A 16770-nucleotide genomic window follows, 5' to 3' on the forward strand; every position below is an offset into this window, starting at 1 on the left:
AGCAACTTGGTGCAAGCACTTATCCTAGTTGAGCGTTGTGCTTAGAAGCTATTGTTCAATGACTAAGCAAGGAAATGTTATATAACATAGAAATATGACATTAATTTAATAGACGAGCGCATCAACAGGCTTGATTATCGAATACCTTACCCTCACCTGTAGCGCCGCCCCCCTTTTCTAACCTATTGCTAGTCGCATGCCTGAACCCTGCTTCAAATTGAAGCCTGATAGGGTATTGTCTTTTCTCACCATTACCATTTTTCGCTTATGCTTACACTGTTCCGCTTAAGCCAGCGCCTCGCTGGCGGCATTTTAGTAGCTGGCTGCGCGTGGGGCGCGGCCCTCGCACAGCAACCGGCTGGCCGCAAGGCCTCCGAACCCAGGGTAGCTGACCCGCTCCAGCTCTACTACCCCAGCCCCGCCTTGATTAAGGCGCGAGCAGCACAAGCAACTCGGCAGGAGGGGCAATCCAAACTGCCGCTTACCACCGCGGGCCGGGCGGACAACTCGTGCAACGTCATTACCAACGGCGACTTCGAAAATCAATACCTCGGCGTATTTCCTTCCGGGCCGCTCAACATTGCCACGCCCATCGACGACACCAAAGATGAGCTGCCTAGCTGGTTTACGCCCAACTACACCAGCCCGGACTACTTTGCCAGCAATGCAACTGATGGTGGGCAGCGGCCAGCCACCAGTAGCCGAGGACCGTTTCTTCCGATTACTGAAAACGGCGTCAACCCGACCAACAACGACGGAGCGGTTGGGATTGTGTACAGCACCTTTCTTGGTGCAGCGCCTAATTATTACCCTGAGTATGTAGCGCAGCAATTGAGCACCCCGCTCGAGGCAGGAAAAGCCTATTATGCGGAGTTCTGGACTCGCCCAGCGAGCGGGTTTGCGTTATCGACCAGCGTAGGCATGTATGTAGCTGAGAACAGCGGCCACACCACCACCTTCACCGGCTCCGCAACAAACTATATCGATCCGCCAACCCGGCTCACTTGGTCCGGGCGGCAAATCACCAGTCCAATTATCACCGACAGGACCATCTGGACTCGGGTATCGGGCGTGATTCAAGCCGGTTCCAACGACAATTTCGTCTGCATAGGCTACAACAATCCGCCCGCCCCGCCAAGCCCGACGCAAAACATTGCCGCCTATTATTACATCGACGATGTGGCCCTCTACCGCATTCCTACGGCCGGACCCGCCGTGGGCTGCGGTCAACAAGTGGGCGAAGGGTGTGAATTTCCACATCCCCAATTTCCTGAAAGTCCTTACAAGTGGACGCTCGACAACGATCCAGCGCAGACGGTGCTGGCCACCACTTTACTCTGGACGCCTCCTACTTCAATCACGGATAAGAAATACAGGCTTACCGTCAAGTTGCCGAATAACAGCATCTATACCTCAACAGTTGACGTGGCGTGCTGCCCTGCGGTTCAACCCAACGTCATTGATTTGGACGACCCGGGCGAAGACTGCAACAGCGTTGCCTACTTCCAGGTCACCAATTATGATCCGGCATTGACGTACACCGTCACCAACATTTTCAATGCCCGGCCTTACATCCCCGTGAACGACCAAGGCGTGTTCATGATCAAAGGCAATGGGGGTACTACGGCCGGCACATTCACCTTGACGGCGTATAGTTCGTGCCAGAATAGCAGCGCCACAACCGATCCGATCAGCGTGGAATACCATTGCTACGGGTACGGTACTGTCAGAAGCAGCGCGACGGCATACCCCAACCCAGTTAACGAAACACTGCAACTGCCCGCTGGAGCCACTGAGGCCGTGCTACTCAGCAGCCAAGGCTTAGAAGTACAGCGGGCCAGCAGCGCTGCCCAACTCGATGTCAAGCAGCTACCAAACGGCCTGTACAACCTGCGTATGCGGCAGAATGGCAAGTTGGTCAACCAGCGCATCGAAATTAAGCATTAGTGCCGCTCTCCATTGAAAAAGCCCCGACCAGATGGTTGGGGCTTTTTTTATTCACTCGAACATAACGAAAGGGCTACCACTCGCTGGCCAGGATTTTCGCACTGGCCGTCACGTAGGCATTGCCCGGGGCCGTGGTGTTGTCGATGGTGACGGTTTTGCGAACCTGCCCGTCGACGAGGATGGCGGCATACAAGGTGGCACCGGCGGGGGCGCGTTGGGTGCCGCGGACATTGGTGAACGACACCGTTACGCTGAAGTCGTCACCGGCCGGGATAGTGAAGGGCTGCGGCTTCTGCTCGCTGATGTTGGTGGTAGTGGCGAGATTGTCGGAGAAGTACGACGTAGCCGTACCGCTGGGCGAGACACTGCCAGCGGACACCGCGGCGCCGAGGCCGTTGATGTTTTGCCCATTGTAGCGCACTACCACTTGGTGCGTAGTGGCCGGCTTCGGGTCGTCTTTCTTGTCATCGTCGCCGCAGCTGCTCAGCAGCAGTGTCAGCGGCAGTAGGATGGCGAATAGGGAGCGGAGGGGATAGGTTGTTTTCATAGTGGCCAAGATACAGAGGTCCATGAGATGACTATACCAGTTATCTTCCCATTAAGTATCAACCTCATTTCTGCCTCAAATGAATATAGAGCTAGTTGACCTTTTGAAAATATGCTTTGGAACCGGAGTGATTATAACCCCGGTGGTTGCTTTAGTTCAGAAGGTGCTTTTGATGCGGTTTGAAGTGAGCCAACAAGCGAAGATTGAGGCTGTTAAGGCTGATTATCAATCGCAAATAGAGGCTGTTAAGAGTAAGCTTAATCAAGAAATCGAGCAATATAAGTCAATTAACGCTGGCTTGTCAGGCGTTTATCTGTCGTCAAATCATGAGAGGGTACAAAGCCTGAAGGAGGCTTGGAAGGCTCATTTAGTAGTAAGAAGTGATATGCCCTTTTATTTAACTATGTCCTGCAATGTTATGACTAGAGACGAAGTCGTTAACGCCAGGAAGACTAATAATATCAAGTTTCATAATACTATGAATGCATATGACCCCAAGGTGTATCTAGAGAAGCTCTCAGAGGCCAAAGCCATTATAGATGCTGCAAGGCCTTTTATTGGGTTACGGGTATGGATGCTGTATTCAGCGAGTATTTCTACTATGATCAGAATTGCATTTAAAGCCCATTCCCAGATTGGGAGTAATGAGTCCTATTATTGGCTTGATGACAAGCACTTGTTGAATAATATTATTTCAAAGGTGGTTGATAGCAATAATTTGCGAGATATAATATCGAGCAATGGTTTTGAAAAGCTTAGTAATTTGCTTGACTATATTGAAGTTCAAATAGTAGAGGAAACTAATTCACAGCTCACAGGGAAAGCTTTTTCATTGCACCAAGTGCAAGCGGCCTCCGAGGTTATGAAAACAACAGTAGTTCCTACACCTCAACTAGCCGAGCTATAAATGCTCCTATATCAACCCCAAGTCTCGCTTGGTCGCTGGAGTAATAGTAGGAGCTGTGCGGAGTAATTCTAAAACCTTATGCAGCTCCTTTCCACTTAATCTTCCACGAAGTACTCGGGGTGTACTCAGCCATCCTTGAACTTCATCGTACGGCCGGACCTTAACCTGCGCACAGTCAGCAAAGCTATTGTACATAACGATATGCCGATCATCAGCACGGAGTACCCACTGCCTTGCTGCAATTTCCGGGTTCTTAGACGCAAATGGATTTTGATGCGTGCTCACAATAACCAGCCCTACTTTCGAACGGTCAGGAGAGATGCTTGCTACGATTAGGTATTTGACCTTGGCCGGATTGACCAAGTCTGTAAATACCAGCAGAACCATTCCTGCTTCAAGCGTAAAGCCAGCAGGAGCAGGCTGTCGGCCAAAAGCAGGGGTCACAGGGAAGCGTAGAAGTCGTTACTTAATGATTCACGTAAATAATCCAACTCCTCGGGTGTAGCGCCACCGGCTGCCGCAATGGCAACGGGCTCAATCGTTTCGTTGAACTTTACAGATTCCCATGCCTGATCGTGCGAAAGGTCACGCAGCTTGCCAAACCCGAGAGTTGCACATTTCTCTACTGACCAGAGCAGGCTATCAATCTCTGCTTGGGCCAAATAGTCCACATCAGGCAAGGTCAGGGCAATCACATTGTGACGGCCTACTGCTGCAATGCTGTTCTTGACCTTTTCTACCAAGGCTGGCGGGTAATTGCGCCCGTCGTGGTTGCCGTTGGTGAATTTGATGAAGTTATACATGTCGGACGGAACAGGTCCGTCCACCATCTTCACAAAACGGTCACCAGCCATCAGTGACGCGCCCCAAGTTGTCAAGTGACGCTGCTCAGCAAAATACAGCGTCTTGAACACCTTGTGATACCCAGGCTGGCCCAGCTGCTGTATAACGAACAGCAGAGTGTTTAGTGCTTTTTCTGGTTCCAGATGAGGGCGCGGCATAACTGTAAATAGACACTCCCTTACGGAATGCGGTTCCGAAGGTAGGCATATTACTGATAATCGCCTGAAAACTACTGTGAGCTGCCGAATTGATGCAAATTCATCAGGAGACTCTACTAAAACCTGCCGCCGCCCGACACAGTGCCGCCGCCGGTAGCGCCCCGGCTACCCACCACCACGGCAGCCTCAGCGCTACTACGGCCGCAGCACACAACAAACCCGATAGCCAGAAACCGGCGCAGAAGTCACAGCGCTTGAACAGCCACCACGGCCGGTAGACCTCCCAGGCTTGGAGCCAGCCCCACTTCTCGAAACAGAGCAACAGGCTGGCGGCCGTCAGGCCCACCAGCACCACCAAGGACAGCAGCTGCGTTAGCATAGCACGTTGTCGAGGGTGAAGTCACAGGATATCCGAAAGCCGCCGTACGGCTGCCGCAGGCACTGCGGGGCCACTGTGTCGAGCGAGAAGCCGCGAAAGACTTCGTCGGCGCTGTCGTAAGTTTTGCGCACCAGCAGGCCGCCGAGGCGGCTGAGCACCTGCAGCACCTCGCGCTTGAGCTCCTGGTCGAAACGGTATGTCTTCGCCGGGTCGATGCGCTCCAGGTTGTACCAGAAGACGATGTCGACGGACACCGTGAAGCGCATGCTGACGGGGCTGGGCTCGTCGGCTAGGTTGCTAGCCGGGTCTTTCGGGTACAGAAACGACTGGGCCTGCACGTTGTCGTTGGGCAGCACGTCGCGGTACTCGCCGGCGGCGTGGTACACCTCCGGAAAGTAGACGGTTTTGCTGTTTACGCTGCGCGAGCCGCGGTAGGCCTTGCCGTAGCTAACGGCCAGCCAGGGCAGCCCGGCGGCCAGCGCCAGCTGCACCTGCTGAATCTTGGCGTCGAGGCCGACCGGGTTAGGCAGCGTGGGCGCGGTAGGGGCGGAGTAGGAGACCATGGCAGGGTTAATTAGCCAGCAGGCGGACGTACTGCCCGCCGTAACGTTGTTTGTAGCGGCGCCACGCCAGCAGCACCACCTGGAACTCGGCGCAGAGGTAGAGGTAGCGCCCGGCCCAGAGCACGCAGCACAGCGGGCCGTCCCACTCCGGGAACTGCGGCGGCTCGACGGCCGTGCAGACGGCGGCCACCTGCTCCCATTCCCAGACGCCCACCGACGATTCCAGGATGTTGGTTTCCTCGTGGTGCCAGATGTGCTGGCCCATGAAGAGCGTGCCGCGGTCCAGCTCTTTGAAGGGCGGCGGGGTGTGGATATCGGTCATAATCCTAGGGTAGCGCGCACTTCCTCTTCCAAGGCCGGGCGCACGTAATCGTCGGTGAATTCTTGCACGTGGGCGTCGGTGAGGCCCAGAATAGCCTCGCCGTACTTGTATTGCAGCTCGTCGGTTTTCGGGTCGGTGCCCACCAGTTCGAACGACTGCTGCCCGGTGAGCTGCGATATTACGCCGGCGTAGAAATCACCCTCATCACGCAGGGTCACGCGGTCGGTGGGCTGGCCCTTGAGTTGCTTGATGGCCACGGTGAGCGGGGCGTACTCGGGCCCGATGGGCTGGCCGTCGGCGTCGAGGCCGGCCGCCAGCTGCGCCGTGTTCATGTCCTCCAGCACGTGCGCGTTGTCGCGCACGGTGGCTTCCACGGCCGCATCGAGGCGCCGGGGCAGCTGGCCGAGGGCTTTGGCGAGTTGCGCGAGCCGGTCCATTACGCGGCTTTGAAGCGTACGGCGCCGGGTTTCTGCTCGCAGGGCAGGCATGGGGCCGCGAGACCTGACAAATCCACGTCCAACGCCTGCAGGGCGGCGTCGAGCCGCGCCAGCAGGCCCGGCGTGCCTGTGGCGGTGTTCTTCAGCTCCAGCAGCGCCTGCGCCGGCACCTGGTACGCCGTCCCGTTCTGGCGTGTGGTGAAGGCCATGCCGTTGAGGAAGTCGACGGCCGCCTGCAACTGCACGGCCGAGGCGAAGGCGCCGGCGTGGCGGCCGAGAAAGTCGGTCAGCTCGCAGGCCACCTGGATGCGCAGGTTCAGGCCGAAGTTGCTGTCGGTGTAGTAGCTCACCACATCCGCCCAAGCGCCCTGGCCCTCGGGCAGCTGCGCGGCCGAGAAGGCACGCACGGCCAGCAGCGGGGCCCACTTGTCGTAGAGCAGGTAATGCTGGCCGCAGCTCTGGCACGGCCGGCGCGTGAAGTCCTGGTCGAGGCGGATGGCCTGCCCGAGCAGGTCGTCTTCGAAGTAGCCGAGGTAGAATTCGCCGCCGCTGTACCCGGTGGGCAGCTCGATGCGCTGCGCCGTCCACTCCCAGAAGACCTTGTCGCGCCGGGGCAGTTCGATGACCTGCACCGGATCGACGGTGTCGCTGCTGTGGTAGAGGTAGAGGCGGAAGTCGGGGTTGGGCTCGGTGAGCTGGGTGCCGACGGCGGTGATGCTGACGCCCACGTCGGGCGAGCCGGTGTCGGGCCGCAGGGCCAGGCCCACGAAGCGGCCGGCCTTGATGATTTTGTGCCGGTACTCGCCGCTGGCCCCGGTGAGCTGGGTTTCGCTGAGCACGGTGCGCGCGGCCGCGGTGAGCTTTTTGCGGTCCGAAAACGCCTGCAGCACCTTCGTGGCCGAGGCGGTCAGCGCGGCCTGCAAATGTTCCAGGAACTTCGCGGCGCTCATCTCGGGAGCGGTCTGCCGGATGTTGCGCAGCGTCAGCAGCGGGTGCACGTCCTGCAGCGCCACCGCGCCTTCGGGGGCCAGCAGCGCCGGCGGCAGCTGCGGTTCGTCGGTGTTGGCGGGGTCGGCCTGCCGGAAGCCGAGACCGGCCAGCAGCAAGGGTGCGAGGATGCGGGCGTTGTACATGGGAGGGATGAGCTAAGAGGGCAAAGACAACGGCCGGCCAAGGGCCGGCCGTTGTGCTGAGCGAAACACCGATGAGAACTTAGGCGGCGGTCTTCTGCTCCACCTTGATGATGGGGAAGAAGCGGCCGGCGCCGTTGGAGTTGTAGAGCTTGATGAAGAAGATGTCAATGCTCCACTCGAACGACTCCACCGACGTGCGGGTCAGGCCCTGCAGGTTCTGCGCGGCCAGCGTGGCCGATTCGTCGGCGCAGTCGGCGCGGTAGTACACGCCCATCGTGCCGATGCCGGGCACGTCCTGCTTGGTCCACTGCTTGACCGGGTTGTCGTCGCTGCCGTGCACCACGCCCCGCTCGCAGTCGGGGTCGATGCGCGTGACCATGCCCACCGAGTTGTTGTTGACCAGGTAGAGCACGGCGCGGTTGCCGGTGCCGGCAATGACGCGGTTCGACTCGAAGAACTGGCCCACGTTGTCGAGCACGTAGGCCATGTTGCCGTTGTCGGTGGTGCCGGCGCCGAGGACGGTGCGGATGTCGCCCATGGCCATGGGGTTGGTCACCACGTCCGGGTTGCCCGTGAAATCCATCGTGCTCAGGATGGAGCGGATCTGGTTGTAGAAGTCGATGCGCTCTTCCTTGGTGCCCGGCACCTGCAAGGCGTCGTTGGCCTCCGGGTAGTACTGCAGAATTTCCGTGGGGAAATACTGGTTCTTGTTGTCTTCCAGGTGATCGACGGCCCACGTATCGAGCAACTCCAGCGCCGCCAGGCGCCGGGCTTCGAACATGCGGTAGAACCAGTCAGCCTCGCTGATGTCGTTGTTGACGAACTGCGAGCGGATCAGCGGGAAGCCGAAGGTGAGCGTGACGGCGGTGAACTGCACCAGCTTGGTCACCAGGCCGCCCACCTGCACGGCGCAGGTGCGCACGTTGCCGATGGTCGGGTTCATCCAGTCGATGACCGGCACCTGCACCGTGTTGCCGAAGCTGCGCTCCAGCGCCGCTTTCAGGTCGGGCGTGACGATGCCGGTGGGGGAAGCGGTTTGCTTCTTGTAGAGGTTGAGCGCACCGTAGTTGGAGCCGCGCAGCTCCAGCGAGTCCAGGCCGCCGGGGCCGCGGCGGTAGCGGGTGCGGACGGCCTGGGTGAGGGTTTCCGTGATAGAAGCCATCGTTGAAAAGAGGGGTATGGTGAGAAATGAAACAGTGCCCGGCCGTCCCGTAGCCGCAGCGAAATGAGAGGGTAAGCACCGCCGCTGGCCTGCGTCCCGTGCGGGCCAGCGGCGGGTATTTTTAGCGCAGGGCGAGGCCCTCGCTGAACTTGTCGAAGGCTTCGTCGAACTCCTTCGAGTTCTGGGCCAGCCCGTATTCCTTCAGCCAGTCAATCAGCTGGCCCTGGGTTTTGATGGTGGCCGGCACGGCAGCGGGCAAGGCTTTTTTGCCACCTTGGCCCCCAGCGGCGCCCTGGCCGCCCTGCCCCGCGCCTCCGCCGGCACCTTGGTGGCCGGCGTCCAGCACGTCCTTCAGCTCTTCGGCCAGCAGGAAGGCCGCATTGGCGGGCTGCCCGTCCTTATTGAGCAGGGTTTTGCCGTCACGCACGAACACCACGGTTTCCGTGTTGTCGGCGTTCTTCTGCACCACGGCCAAGTTCATCAAGCGGCTGGTGGCCGCGTCGACCATCGTGTTGCGGATGGATTCCTTCACCGTCGGGTCGTACTTCAACTCGCGCAGCCCGTCCCGGATGGCGAGGCGCACGTCCTTTTCCTGGAGCTGCTTGGTCAGCTTCTCCTGGTCCTGCTGCCACTGCGCCTCCTTCATCTGCAACTGCTCCAGCTGCGCTTTCATGGTGGCGTCGCCCTGCCCGTTGGCAATGGCCGTTTCCAGCTCGGTAATCTTCGTCTGGCGGGCGGTAGCGTCGGACTTCAGGCCGGTGATGACGCGTTTGCCGTACTCGTAGGCCTTCTCGTTCGGGTTCTTGGCAATGCCCGAGGTGTCGAAGAAGTCTTGCTCGTAGCGGCTGTGAATTTCGCCCACTTTGGAGCCGATGAAGGTCTTTTCTTCGTCGGCGGTGCGCACGACGTAGTTCGCGGCTTTGGCGGCGCCTACGACGTGCTGCGCCAGGTCCGGATTGGCGGCCACGGCGTTGGTCAGCTCTTCGAGGCTAAAGGTGTTGTCGGTGATGGCCATACTGAGTCCCGTTCAGTTGGGTAGATAAGAGGGTGAGAAAACTAGATGTGGTGGTCCCGCTGGTAGCCCTCTACCGCTTCGGTCAGGCGCTTCAGCAACGTGGTGGCGCGGGCCTGCTCCACGTCGTCGGCTTCGTCCGAGTAGAGGAAGATTTTGAGGCCCAACGTGCCCAACTCATAAGTCGCACCCTGCTGCAGAGCACGGCCGTTTTCGATGTTGGTGCCGTTGGCTGGGGCCGCCGCTTCCACCCAGATAGGCGGCTGGGTTTGGCCGGACAGCACGCCGACGCACACGCAGCCGGTAAGGTTGATGCTGGCCATTTCTTCGGGGGCCAGCTTCCACATACTGATGCACTGGTTGTCTTTGCGCAGGATGGGCAACGGGCGGCAGTCGTCGGTGCTCATGCCGGGCGGCGGGCCGAGTTCGGCGTTGGCCTCGGGAAATTGGATAGGGTAAGCCATGCGGGTGGGGAGTCGCTATGGTGAAACACACTGCTCACGGCGGGGAAAGTGGGCCGGCCCCGGTTCATTCCCCACCGTGTGGGGCCGGCCCTGACGACGTGCTAAGTCGCCTATTCCTGTTTGCTGCGAAGGGCCTCTTCGGCTTCGATGAGCGTCTTGAGCTCCGTGAAGCTCTTATCGGCCGGGGCATCGACACCAAACAGCTCTTTGTAGCGAGCCTGCGCGTCGGCGGTGCTGCGCAGCGCCTTGCGGGTGGGAGTGTCACCCTCGCCGCTGGCTTCCGGCTCCGTGGTCTGCTCGTCGCTGTCGGCCTCCGCCGCCCGGATGAACTCGATCAGGATGTCGTACTCCACGGCTGGGGCTTTGCGGCCCGTCAGCTGCTGGTAGCGCACCTGCGCGTCTTGCAGCGTCGGCAGGCCCTCAACTGGCTCCCAGGGCTTGTTGCCCGTGGCCGGGGCCTCCGCTTTCGCGCCAGCGGCCCGGCGCGGGTCGTGCAGCACTTCGACCTTGTCGTAAGTCTGGGTGTCGAAGTAGTTGTTGGCGACCATCCGGTCGTACTGCGCCGGCACCAGCTTGATGACGCGGGTTTCGTCGACGTACTCCTTTTTGGTCGCGTCGTTCACGCGCTGCGTCACGCGCACGTGCACCCGGTCAGCTTCGTGGGTCGGCAGGTCGTAGTCGGCGCCCTCGGCGGTGTTGCCTTTCTGGGTGTCGAGGTCTTCGCCGTCGAGCTGCTTACGCTGCAGTTCCTGCAGGTCGATTTTCGGGCGCTTGGCCGCCTTGGCCGTTTGGGATTGGAGGGACATAGGAAAGTAAGATTTGGGTGATGGCTTCCAGCTTCAGGTGATAGGGCTGCCGGGACGCGAAGCGCGTCACCGGCAGCTGCTCGGACTCAAAGCGCGTCAGGTAGCGGCCGAAGTCGGCCTTCAGCGCCACCAGTTGCGGCGTGAACACGGCTCCGAACACGGCGGGCTGTTGCTCCAGCAGCGTCCCGATTTGCTCCAGCGAGTACTCAGGGAAGGGCTCCAGGTCCGAGAGGATGCGCATGCGGTCGAGCAGCGCGGGGTTGGTGCGGTACTCGGTCTGGTAGCGCTGGTCGCGGGCCTGGCTCAGCTCGTAGACCGGGCGGCCAGCCTTGCGGGCTTCGGCCTCCTGGGCGCTGAGCTGCTCGGGCGTCTTCAGGTACCACTGCTCGCCCAGGTTGACGTAGGCCGAGCGCATCAGCGCGCCGTAGCGCAGCGTGCCGCGCACCTGCAGCGCCCACTGGCGCGCTGCTTCGAAGGGGCGCTTGAACCAGGTGAGCACGTCGGTTTTCGACTCGAAGCCGGCCGCCACCTGGTCGCGGTTCTTGGCCTGCGCGTTCTGCGGCTCCGTGTCGCTGCCGAGGCAGGCAGTGATGATCTGCTGCATCCGCGCCTGCTGGCGCTCCTGGATGTAGCGCAACACCTCCGGATCGGCTGACACTGTGCCGATGGGGTTGCGCGTGTCGGGCAGGTCTTTCGACGGGGCCGGTACTTGCACTTCCGTGCCTGGGCCGATGAGCTTGCGGGCCTTGCAGACGGGGCATTCCCGTTCGCCATAGATGGGCACCTCGCGGCCCTCCAGCATCGTGGTAGCCTTCAGGTAGGGTACCATGCCGCCGTTGCAGTGGGCGCCGTCGGGCGTCTGGTAGTCGCACTTTTCCTCGAACGACCACCACACCGGGAACACCCCGTAGCTCTCGTAGTACTCGATGGCGGTGTCCCACCACACGAAGCGGTCAAGCTGGGCCAGTTGCTTGGTCAGGGGCCCGCGGCGGGGCAAGGCCGTGGCGCCGCTCAACGGCTCCGACCACAGCATGCGTGCCGGGCAGGAGCCCAGGATGTGGGCGTTTTCCAGCACCACGCGCCATTCGTCTTCGTCGGTGCGCTTCTCGCAGATGCGGTAGAAGTCGTCGTCGTAGGCGGCAGCCCGCTCGATGACGGTGGCGCCCTCCTGGCGGCTGGGCAGCTCAAACAGCAAGTATTCGCAGCTGCTATCGGTTCGCAGCTCCACGTCGATGACGCTGGCCACGTTCAGCACGAACACGTAAGGCTCGGGGTAGCGCGTGGTCTGCTCGGTGGCCATATCCACTACCAGCAGCGAGTGCGGGGCCTGACGCACGGCGCGAAACGCCTCACCAGCCCAGAAGGCATCCTCGCGCTGATCTGTGCGGAACTGCTCAAAGTCGGTTTCCAGCTCGGGCGTGGCCAGCTCCACCTGCACCAAGCCGTCCTGCGCTTCGAAGACGCGGGAGAGGCCCGTAAAGACAGCATCGACGATTTCCAGCGTGGCCAAGGGCCATTCCAGGTGGTCGAGCATCTTCTGGTACTTATCCAGCGGCAGGCGGGCTTCCCAGCGCTTGAGCAACTGCTTCAGGCCCACCGGCGGCTGGTCGCCGTCGACGCAGGGCACGGCGTGCAGGCGGATGCGCTCTTCGTGGCGGACGCACGCAGCAATGTCGGCCCCGTTGGCGGGGGCCTTGAGTAGTGCCTGTACTTGTTGCTGGGAGAGCCGGGCCATGCAGCCTGCGGGGCTTAGTCGGTGGATTCGGCAGCATTCACCGGCTGCCAGTCGGTCTGGCCGCGCTCCTGCTGCCACTTCAGCAGCCGGGCGGCGTGGTCGGGGGTGAACTCGCGTTCTACCCCCAGCTGCTCGCAGCGAAGCACCACCACGGCGGGCGTGGCGGGCTTCGGTGCAGCGGTGGGTTTGGCGGGCTTGTGCACCTTAGTCAAGGTCTACCAGCGGGTTGAAGCTCGGCTGCAGCAGTTGCACGCCCTTGTACCAGCCGCCCTTCAGCGAGAAGCCGAAGGGGATGATGGTTTCGGCGCGGAAGCCCTCGGAGCCCGGGTCGGCCACGTAGAAGTTGGCCAGCGGAATCGGGCCCAGGTCGTTGTGCAGAATGGCGCCGTCCTGGTTGAGCAGGTAGGCGCCCAGACGCTCGACGCCGAGGGCGGCGTCCGACTCGGTGCTGAACTGCTGCATCTGTTCCCAGATGGCCGACTCTAAGCCCACGAAGCGGCCGGTCGGCTTCACCGAGTTCAGGCCCGTGAACTTGCCCATGCCGTTGAGCGAGTTGTTGTCGTTCTCGTTGATGAACGTCGGCTCGCTGGGCGGAATCACGAAGCCGGTCGTGAAGGGCGACAACACCACTTTGGTGCTATCAGCGGCGGCCAGCAGCGGGGTCCATGCCGCCAGGGTCTTCATCTCCGCCTCGGTTGCGAACTTGAAGCCCAGGCGCTGCAGAATGATCCGCTGAATCTGTTTGAAGTCGATGGGGCAGTCCTGCTTCGAAACGTTCGAGAGGGCCGCCGGCCGGGTGCAAGTAGCCATAGCGAGGCAGTGCGTGAAGGGTGAAACCTGATTTTAATGTATGCAAGTTATATACATTAAATCAACCTACGCAATTCCCTCAGTTTCGGCGCCGCATAAATCCTTGCACGGCCACCGGCCGCAGCTCGAACCACTCCCGCATCATGCCGGTGTCGCCGAAGTCGGGGGAGCGGCCGCCGAGGATGATCTTTTGTTCCTCCTTGGTGTTGATCTGCTTCTTACCCTCGCTGTCGGGGTTGCGGCGCTTCACCGCCCGCAGGTCGGCTTTGAGCAGGTCGATGACGGTAACGACCTTGCCGCCCATCTTCAGCTGCTTGGTGCGCACCCCGTCGATGAGCACGTTGTCGTTGGTGATGGAGTACTTCACCTCGCCGCGGTTCACCCGCTCGGCGAAGCGGTAGTAGCACTGGGTCTTCAGGTTCGCATACGCCTCGCGTACGCCCGTCACAGGGTCGGCCAGCGCCTGCGCGCCGCCGCTGAAACCGTTGTAGGTGGCCAGCTTCAGCACCCCGCCACCCACGCCGTCCTGGTCGATGAGCACGTCCGAGGCGGCCACGTTCCAGCGCCGCCGCAGCTGCTCGATGGCCTCGAAGATTTCCCGGTTCTCGCTTTTGCGCTGCACCACGATGTCGACCACTTCCCAACCCACCCAGACCTTTATGACGCACAGGTCGCGGCCGAAGCCGGCGGCGTCGCAGGTGATGCAGCGCAGCGGGCGGGCCTCCGCCGGCGGGAAGTTGGTAAACAGGTCGTTGATGCGGGCGTAGTCGAACAGGGCCAGCCCGTCGATCTTGATTTTCCAGTTGCCGTCGAGCAGCTGCGCCCGGGTGGCTTCGTCCTGGGCCATGAGGTTGCCCAGGTAGCCGGGGTCGACGGTGAGCAGCGCCTGGTTGTCCCAGATCTTGCCTGGGATGAAGGTGAACGACTTGGGCGGCACGTCGGCCAGCGGGCCCACGAACAGATGCGGGGCGCGCTGGCGCACCTCGTCGGGCGAGTCGCCCCACACGATGTTTTCCCCGTCGCGGGTGAAGTAGCGCAGCACGCCGGCGCGCTCCGGGATGGGGAAGCCGTAGTTCGGGTTGGGCGTGGCGCCGTCGGGCAGAAACTCTTGCTGGTCGATGTACCACTCAATCAGCGAGGCGACCCAGCTGTCGGGTTCGGGGTTGCAGGTGGCGCGCACGTAGGGCCGCACGCCGCAGGCCGAGCGGTTGCGGGTGAGCATGTACCAGAACTGGCGCTCGGTGAAGTGCGTCAGCTCGTCGAAGCCGATCATGGGCACCTGGGAGCCTTGCCAGTCGTAGATGCTGCCCTCGTGCTGCAAGTGGCGGAAGCTGACGCGCGAGCCACTGCGGAAGGTGTAGTCGGTGTTGTTCTCGCGGCCGCGGGCGCCCACGTTGGGGTACAACTTGCCCGCCGTGTCCCAGAGGCCGCCGGCGCTCATGATCTGCGGGTAGGTGCGGCGGAAGATGACGGCTTCGAAGTCGGGGTTGAACTGGTGGCGGCTGGCCTCCATCAGCAGCACGAACGACTTGCCGGCCCCGGCCGCGCCGCCGAGGATGGCAATGTCGGCGGCGGTGGCCAGGGCCTTGCTCTGAAACCCCGGCTGCGGGTAGATGCCGGGCGGCTTTTCGTGCGGGGCGTTGGTCTTTCCGGCCTTGATGAACTTAGTCCCGGCCATTGTCGGGCAGGTAGATGTTGGAGCCGGGCTCGGGCAGGTCCTTGCCGTTGGTGGTGTGGTCGAGGCGCTGCACCACCTGGCCGCGGATGGCCTGAATCTGCTTCACCGCGTCCTTGGCGTCGTGCAGCTCGATGGTGGTACGGATTTCCTCGCGCTCCACGTCCTCCATCCGAATGATGGTGCGCGTCTGGGTGGCCTTCCGGATCAGGTGGTAGTGTCGTTTGGCCGCGTCCGTGCTCAGGTTGATGGCCATGGCCCCATCCTCGGTCACGCTCAGGAAAGGCGACATGGTGCCGCGGCCCCACTCGGTCATGCGCAGCAGCGCTTCGGTGCTGGACATGGTCAGCGGCTCCATGAACTTCTGCAGGTAGTCCAGCACGGCCGGGTCGCGTAGCAGGTGGTAGGCCTGCTGCCGGGCCGATTTCGGCGCGTAGCCCGCGCGCTCGGCCGCTTTCGCGCCGTTCCAGTCTTTCACGTACTCTTCTACGAACCGCTTCTTCTTGGCCGCGAGCGGCTTCGGTTGCGCATCTGGCTGTCCCGTGGCCATGGCACCTCAACTTGTAATGAAAAGTAATGTATGCAAGTTATGTACATTAAAACTGGATTTGTAAGTTCGGCGGTACTCAGGGGTGCTTTCCCATCAAATACTTGGCAAATTGACTACCTTGGAACCGCCCGAAAACAAAGCCGCCCCGTCACTGCGAATGACGAGGCGGCCTACCGGGTTCAGTCCCCAATTACCAGAGTGCTACTACGAACTCATACAGGTAATGGAGGATGGCCAAGATTGTCGCTAGGCGCGGCAACCAGGTCCAGACGAGGGAGGTCAGCTGTTCAGGCTGGGCTCCCTCTGCTTTTGGGGAAACGTTGGTGTTTTCCATTACACCAAACATCACAAAACGAAATCACTTTTTGGGGCTCCCCAAAGGGGAAGTTGTTGCCTACACAGGCCGACCCCTCAAAAACGGCGGTTTTGAGGGGTTGTAAGACGCCTGATGAGGCGGTTGAGCCTGGCATTTTCCTGTTCCAGTTCACGGATAAGCGCCTCGTGCGGCTCTTCCGGTCTGGGTGGTTTCCTGAGGCAGTGACAGGCACGCTCCCCGTTAACGGCACCGCCCCAGCAACCGGGGTAGAAGAAGCGGGAACCGTCTTCTGCAGTGGTCCAATGGCACTTCATCGGCCTAGAACTAACATGCCTGCATCCCGGGCGTGCTGACTGCACTTGTCTCGCCACCCCGACACGCTGCGGAAGATGACTTCGTTCACCTTGGTGCTCTTCGGGGGCACCGTCGTGAGCTGCGCCCCGAGCAGTAGCACCTTCTCGCAGAGGAGCTGCGCGTCGCGTTTGTTGCTGCCGACGTTCTGGGCAATCTTGGTCCGCTTGCGGCCGTCGATGCCGTCGAGGCGGGCGTACATGGCCGCGTGGGCGTTGGGGTCTTCGATTACGACGTGTACCGGCCGCGAGCCGTCGCAGAGTTGCTCCAGCTCCGCAATGGCTTCCCAGAAGGTGAGCGTGGCCAGACGGGTGAGCCGGCCCCGCTCGGAAAGAGCGAAGCCGGTATTAACGCCTGGGTCGATGCCGATGAAGAGCGTAGGAGTCATAAATGCGGAGCTGTAGATGTTACCCGACGCGGTAAGCATACTGGCTGGCTCCCGGCTTGACGGTTGGTAAAAAAGTCACTGGGCGGACGTTCTAACCACGTGCAGAGTAGCAGGAAGGTGAGCATGTCCATCTCTGCGCCCCGCTCTATTCGGGAGAGTGAGGAAGTCGATATTCCTATTTCAGCAGCCACGGCACGCAGGGGCTTAGCTCCACGCTTGGTTTTGATAGCGTGCACCAGCGTGTGTATTCTGAGCACGTAGAGCA

At 60.9% G+C, this 16770-nt stretch carries 20 protein-coding genes; 2 read left to right on the forward strand and 18 right to left on the reverse strand.

The genetic code is table 11. From position 1 onward, the window contains the following. Window positions 1–267: 267 nt before the first annotated feature. Window positions 268–1947, forward strand: coding sequence for a T9SS type A sorting domain-containing protein (locus tag LJ737_RS04220; protein WP_227763218.1), 1680 nt, complete (start codon window positions 268–270; stop codon window positions 1945–1947). A gap of 73 nt (window positions 1948–2020) precedes the next feature. Here the strand turns inward: LJ737_RS04220 and LJ737_RS04225 are convergent, their stop codons facing one another. Then, window positions 2021–2494, reverse strand: a complete 474-nt coding sequence (locus tag LJ737_RS04225; RefSeq protein WP_227763219.1) for a hypothetical protein — start codon at window positions 2492–2494, stop codon at window positions 2021–2023. Window positions 2495–2573: 79 nt separating this feature from the next. Here LJ737_RS04225 and LJ737_RS04230 point away from each other — a divergent pair, with 79 nt between their 5' ends. Further along, the gene (locus LJ737_RS04230; RefSeq protein WP_227763220.1) at window positions 2574–3401 is read left to right on the forward strand and encodes a hypothetical protein; all 828 of its coding nucleotides are present in this window, start codon (window positions 2574–2576) and stop codon (window positions 3399–3401) included. Between the two features lie 6 nt (window positions 3402–3407). On the opposite strand, the gene LJ737_RS04235 is transcribed toward LJ737_RS04230, so the two are convergent. The 17 genes from LJ737_RS04235 to LJ737_RS04315 form a co-directional block, all read right to left on the reverse strand. Further along, window positions 3408–3845 carry a hypothetical protein gene (locus LJ737_RS04235; protein WP_227763221.1) on the reverse strand — a complete coding sequence of 146 codons (438 nt, stop codon included), beginning with the start codon at window positions 3843–3845 and terminating at the stop codon, window positions 3408–3410. Beyond that, window positions 3842–4402 carry a Panacea domain-containing protein gene (locus LJ737_RS04240; protein WP_227763222.1) on the reverse strand — a complete coding sequence of 187 codons (561 nt, stop codon included), beginning with the start codon at window positions 4400–4402 and terminating at the stop codon, window positions 3842–3844. The genes LJ737_RS04235 and LJ737_RS04240 overlap by 4 nt, the downstream gene beginning before the upstream one ends. Before the next feature lie 103 nt (window positions 4403–4505). After that, window positions 4506–4781: a hypothetical protein gene (locus LJ737_RS04245; protein ID WP_227763224.1), complete on the reverse strand. Its 276-nt coding sequence runs from the start codon at window positions 4779–4781 to the stop codon at window positions 4506–4508. Then, window positions 4775–5344 (reverse strand): hypothetical protein, encoded by a 570-nt coding sequence (locus LJ737_RS04250; protein WP_227763226.1) that lies wholly within the window; start codon window positions 5342–5344, stop codon window positions 4775–4777. The genes LJ737_RS04245 and LJ737_RS04250 overlap by 7 nt, the downstream gene beginning before the upstream one ends. Window positions 5345–5351: 7 nt before the next feature. Beyond that, entirely contained in the window at window positions 5352–5666 is a 315-nt protein-coding gene (locus tag LJ737_RS04255) for a hypothetical protein (RefSeq protein ID WP_227763227.1), read from the reverse strand. Next, window positions 5663–6103, reverse strand: coding sequence for a hypothetical protein (locus LJ737_RS04260; protein WP_227763229.1), 441 nt, complete (start codon window positions 6101–6103; stop codon window positions 5663–5665). The genes LJ737_RS04255 and LJ737_RS04260 overlap by 4 nt, the downstream gene beginning before the upstream one ends. Next, entirely contained in the window at window positions 6103–7236 is a 1134-nt protein-coding gene (locus tag LJ737_RS04265; protein ID WP_227763230.1) for a hypothetical protein, read from the reverse strand. The genes LJ737_RS04260 and LJ737_RS04265 overlap by 1 nt, the downstream gene beginning before the upstream one ends. Window positions 7237–7315: 79 nt before the next feature. Then, window positions 7316–8398, reverse strand: coding sequence for a hypothetical protein (locus LJ737_RS04270; RefSeq protein ID WP_227763232.1), 1083 nt, complete (start codon window positions 8396–8398; stop codon window positions 7316–7318). Between the two features lie 121 nt (window positions 8399–8519). Next, window positions 8520–9413, reverse strand: a complete 894-nt coding sequence (locus tag LJ737_RS04275) for a hypothetical protein (protein ID WP_227763234.1) — start codon at window positions 9411–9413, stop codon at window positions 8520–8522. Between the two features lie 41 nt (window positions 9414–9454). Continuing rightward, window positions 9455–9874, reverse strand: a complete 420-nt coding sequence (locus LJ737_RS04280) for a hypothetical protein (RefSeq protein ID WP_227763236.1) — start codon at window positions 9872–9874, stop codon at window positions 9455–9457. A 110-nt stretch (window positions 9875–9984) separates the two neighbouring features. After that, window positions 9985–10680, reverse strand: coding sequence for a hypothetical protein (locus LJ737_RS04285; protein WP_227763238.1), 696 nt, complete (start codon window positions 10678–10680; stop codon window positions 9985–9987). Continuing rightward, window positions 10610–12415 carry a hypothetical protein gene (locus tag LJ737_RS04290; RefSeq protein WP_227763239.1) on the reverse strand — a complete coding sequence of 602 codons (1806 nt, stop codon included), beginning with the start codon at window positions 12413–12415 and terminating at the stop codon, window positions 10610–10612. The genes LJ737_RS04285 and LJ737_RS04290 overlap by 71 nt, the downstream gene beginning before the upstream one ends. Before the next feature lie 14 nt (window positions 12416–12429). Continuing rightward, window positions 12430–12627 carry a hypothetical protein gene (locus LJ737_RS04295; protein WP_227763241.1) on the reverse strand — a complete coding sequence of 66 codons (198 nt, stop codon included), beginning with the start codon at window positions 12625–12627 and terminating at the stop codon, window positions 12430–12432. Continuing rightward, entirely contained in the window at window positions 12620–13225 is a 606-nt protein-coding gene (locus LJ737_RS04300; protein WP_227763243.1) for a hypothetical protein, read from the reverse strand. Before LJ737_RS04300 ends, LJ737_RS04295 begins: the two co-directional genes overlap by 8 nt. 79 nt (window positions 13226–13304) lie before the next feature. After that, window positions 13305–14903, reverse strand: a complete 1599-nt coding sequence (locus LJ737_RS04305; protein ID WP_227763244.1) for a terminase large subunit domain-containing protein — start codon at window positions 14901–14903, stop codon at window positions 13305–13307. After that, on the reverse strand, window positions 14890–15450 hold the full coding sequence (locus LJ737_RS04310; RefSeq protein ID WP_227763246.1) for a terminase small subunit: 561 nt from the start codon (window positions 15448–15450) through the stop codon (window positions 14890–14892). Before LJ737_RS04310 ends, LJ737_RS04305 begins: the two co-directional genes overlap by 14 nt. A 626-nt stretch (window positions 15451–16076) precedes the next feature. Continuing rightward, window positions 16077–16505 (reverse strand): hypothetical protein, encoded by a 429-nt coding sequence (locus LJ737_RS04315; protein WP_227763248.1) that lies wholly within the window; start codon window positions 16503–16505, stop codon window positions 16077–16079. Between the last annotated feature and the right edge of the window lie 265 nt (window positions 16506–16770).

Source organism: Hymenobacter sp. 15J16-1T3B, assembly GCF_020711235.1.
In the GTDB taxonomy this organism is placed as follows: domain Bacteria; phylum Bacteroidota; class Bacteroidia; order Cytophagales; family Hymenobacteraceae; genus Solirubrum.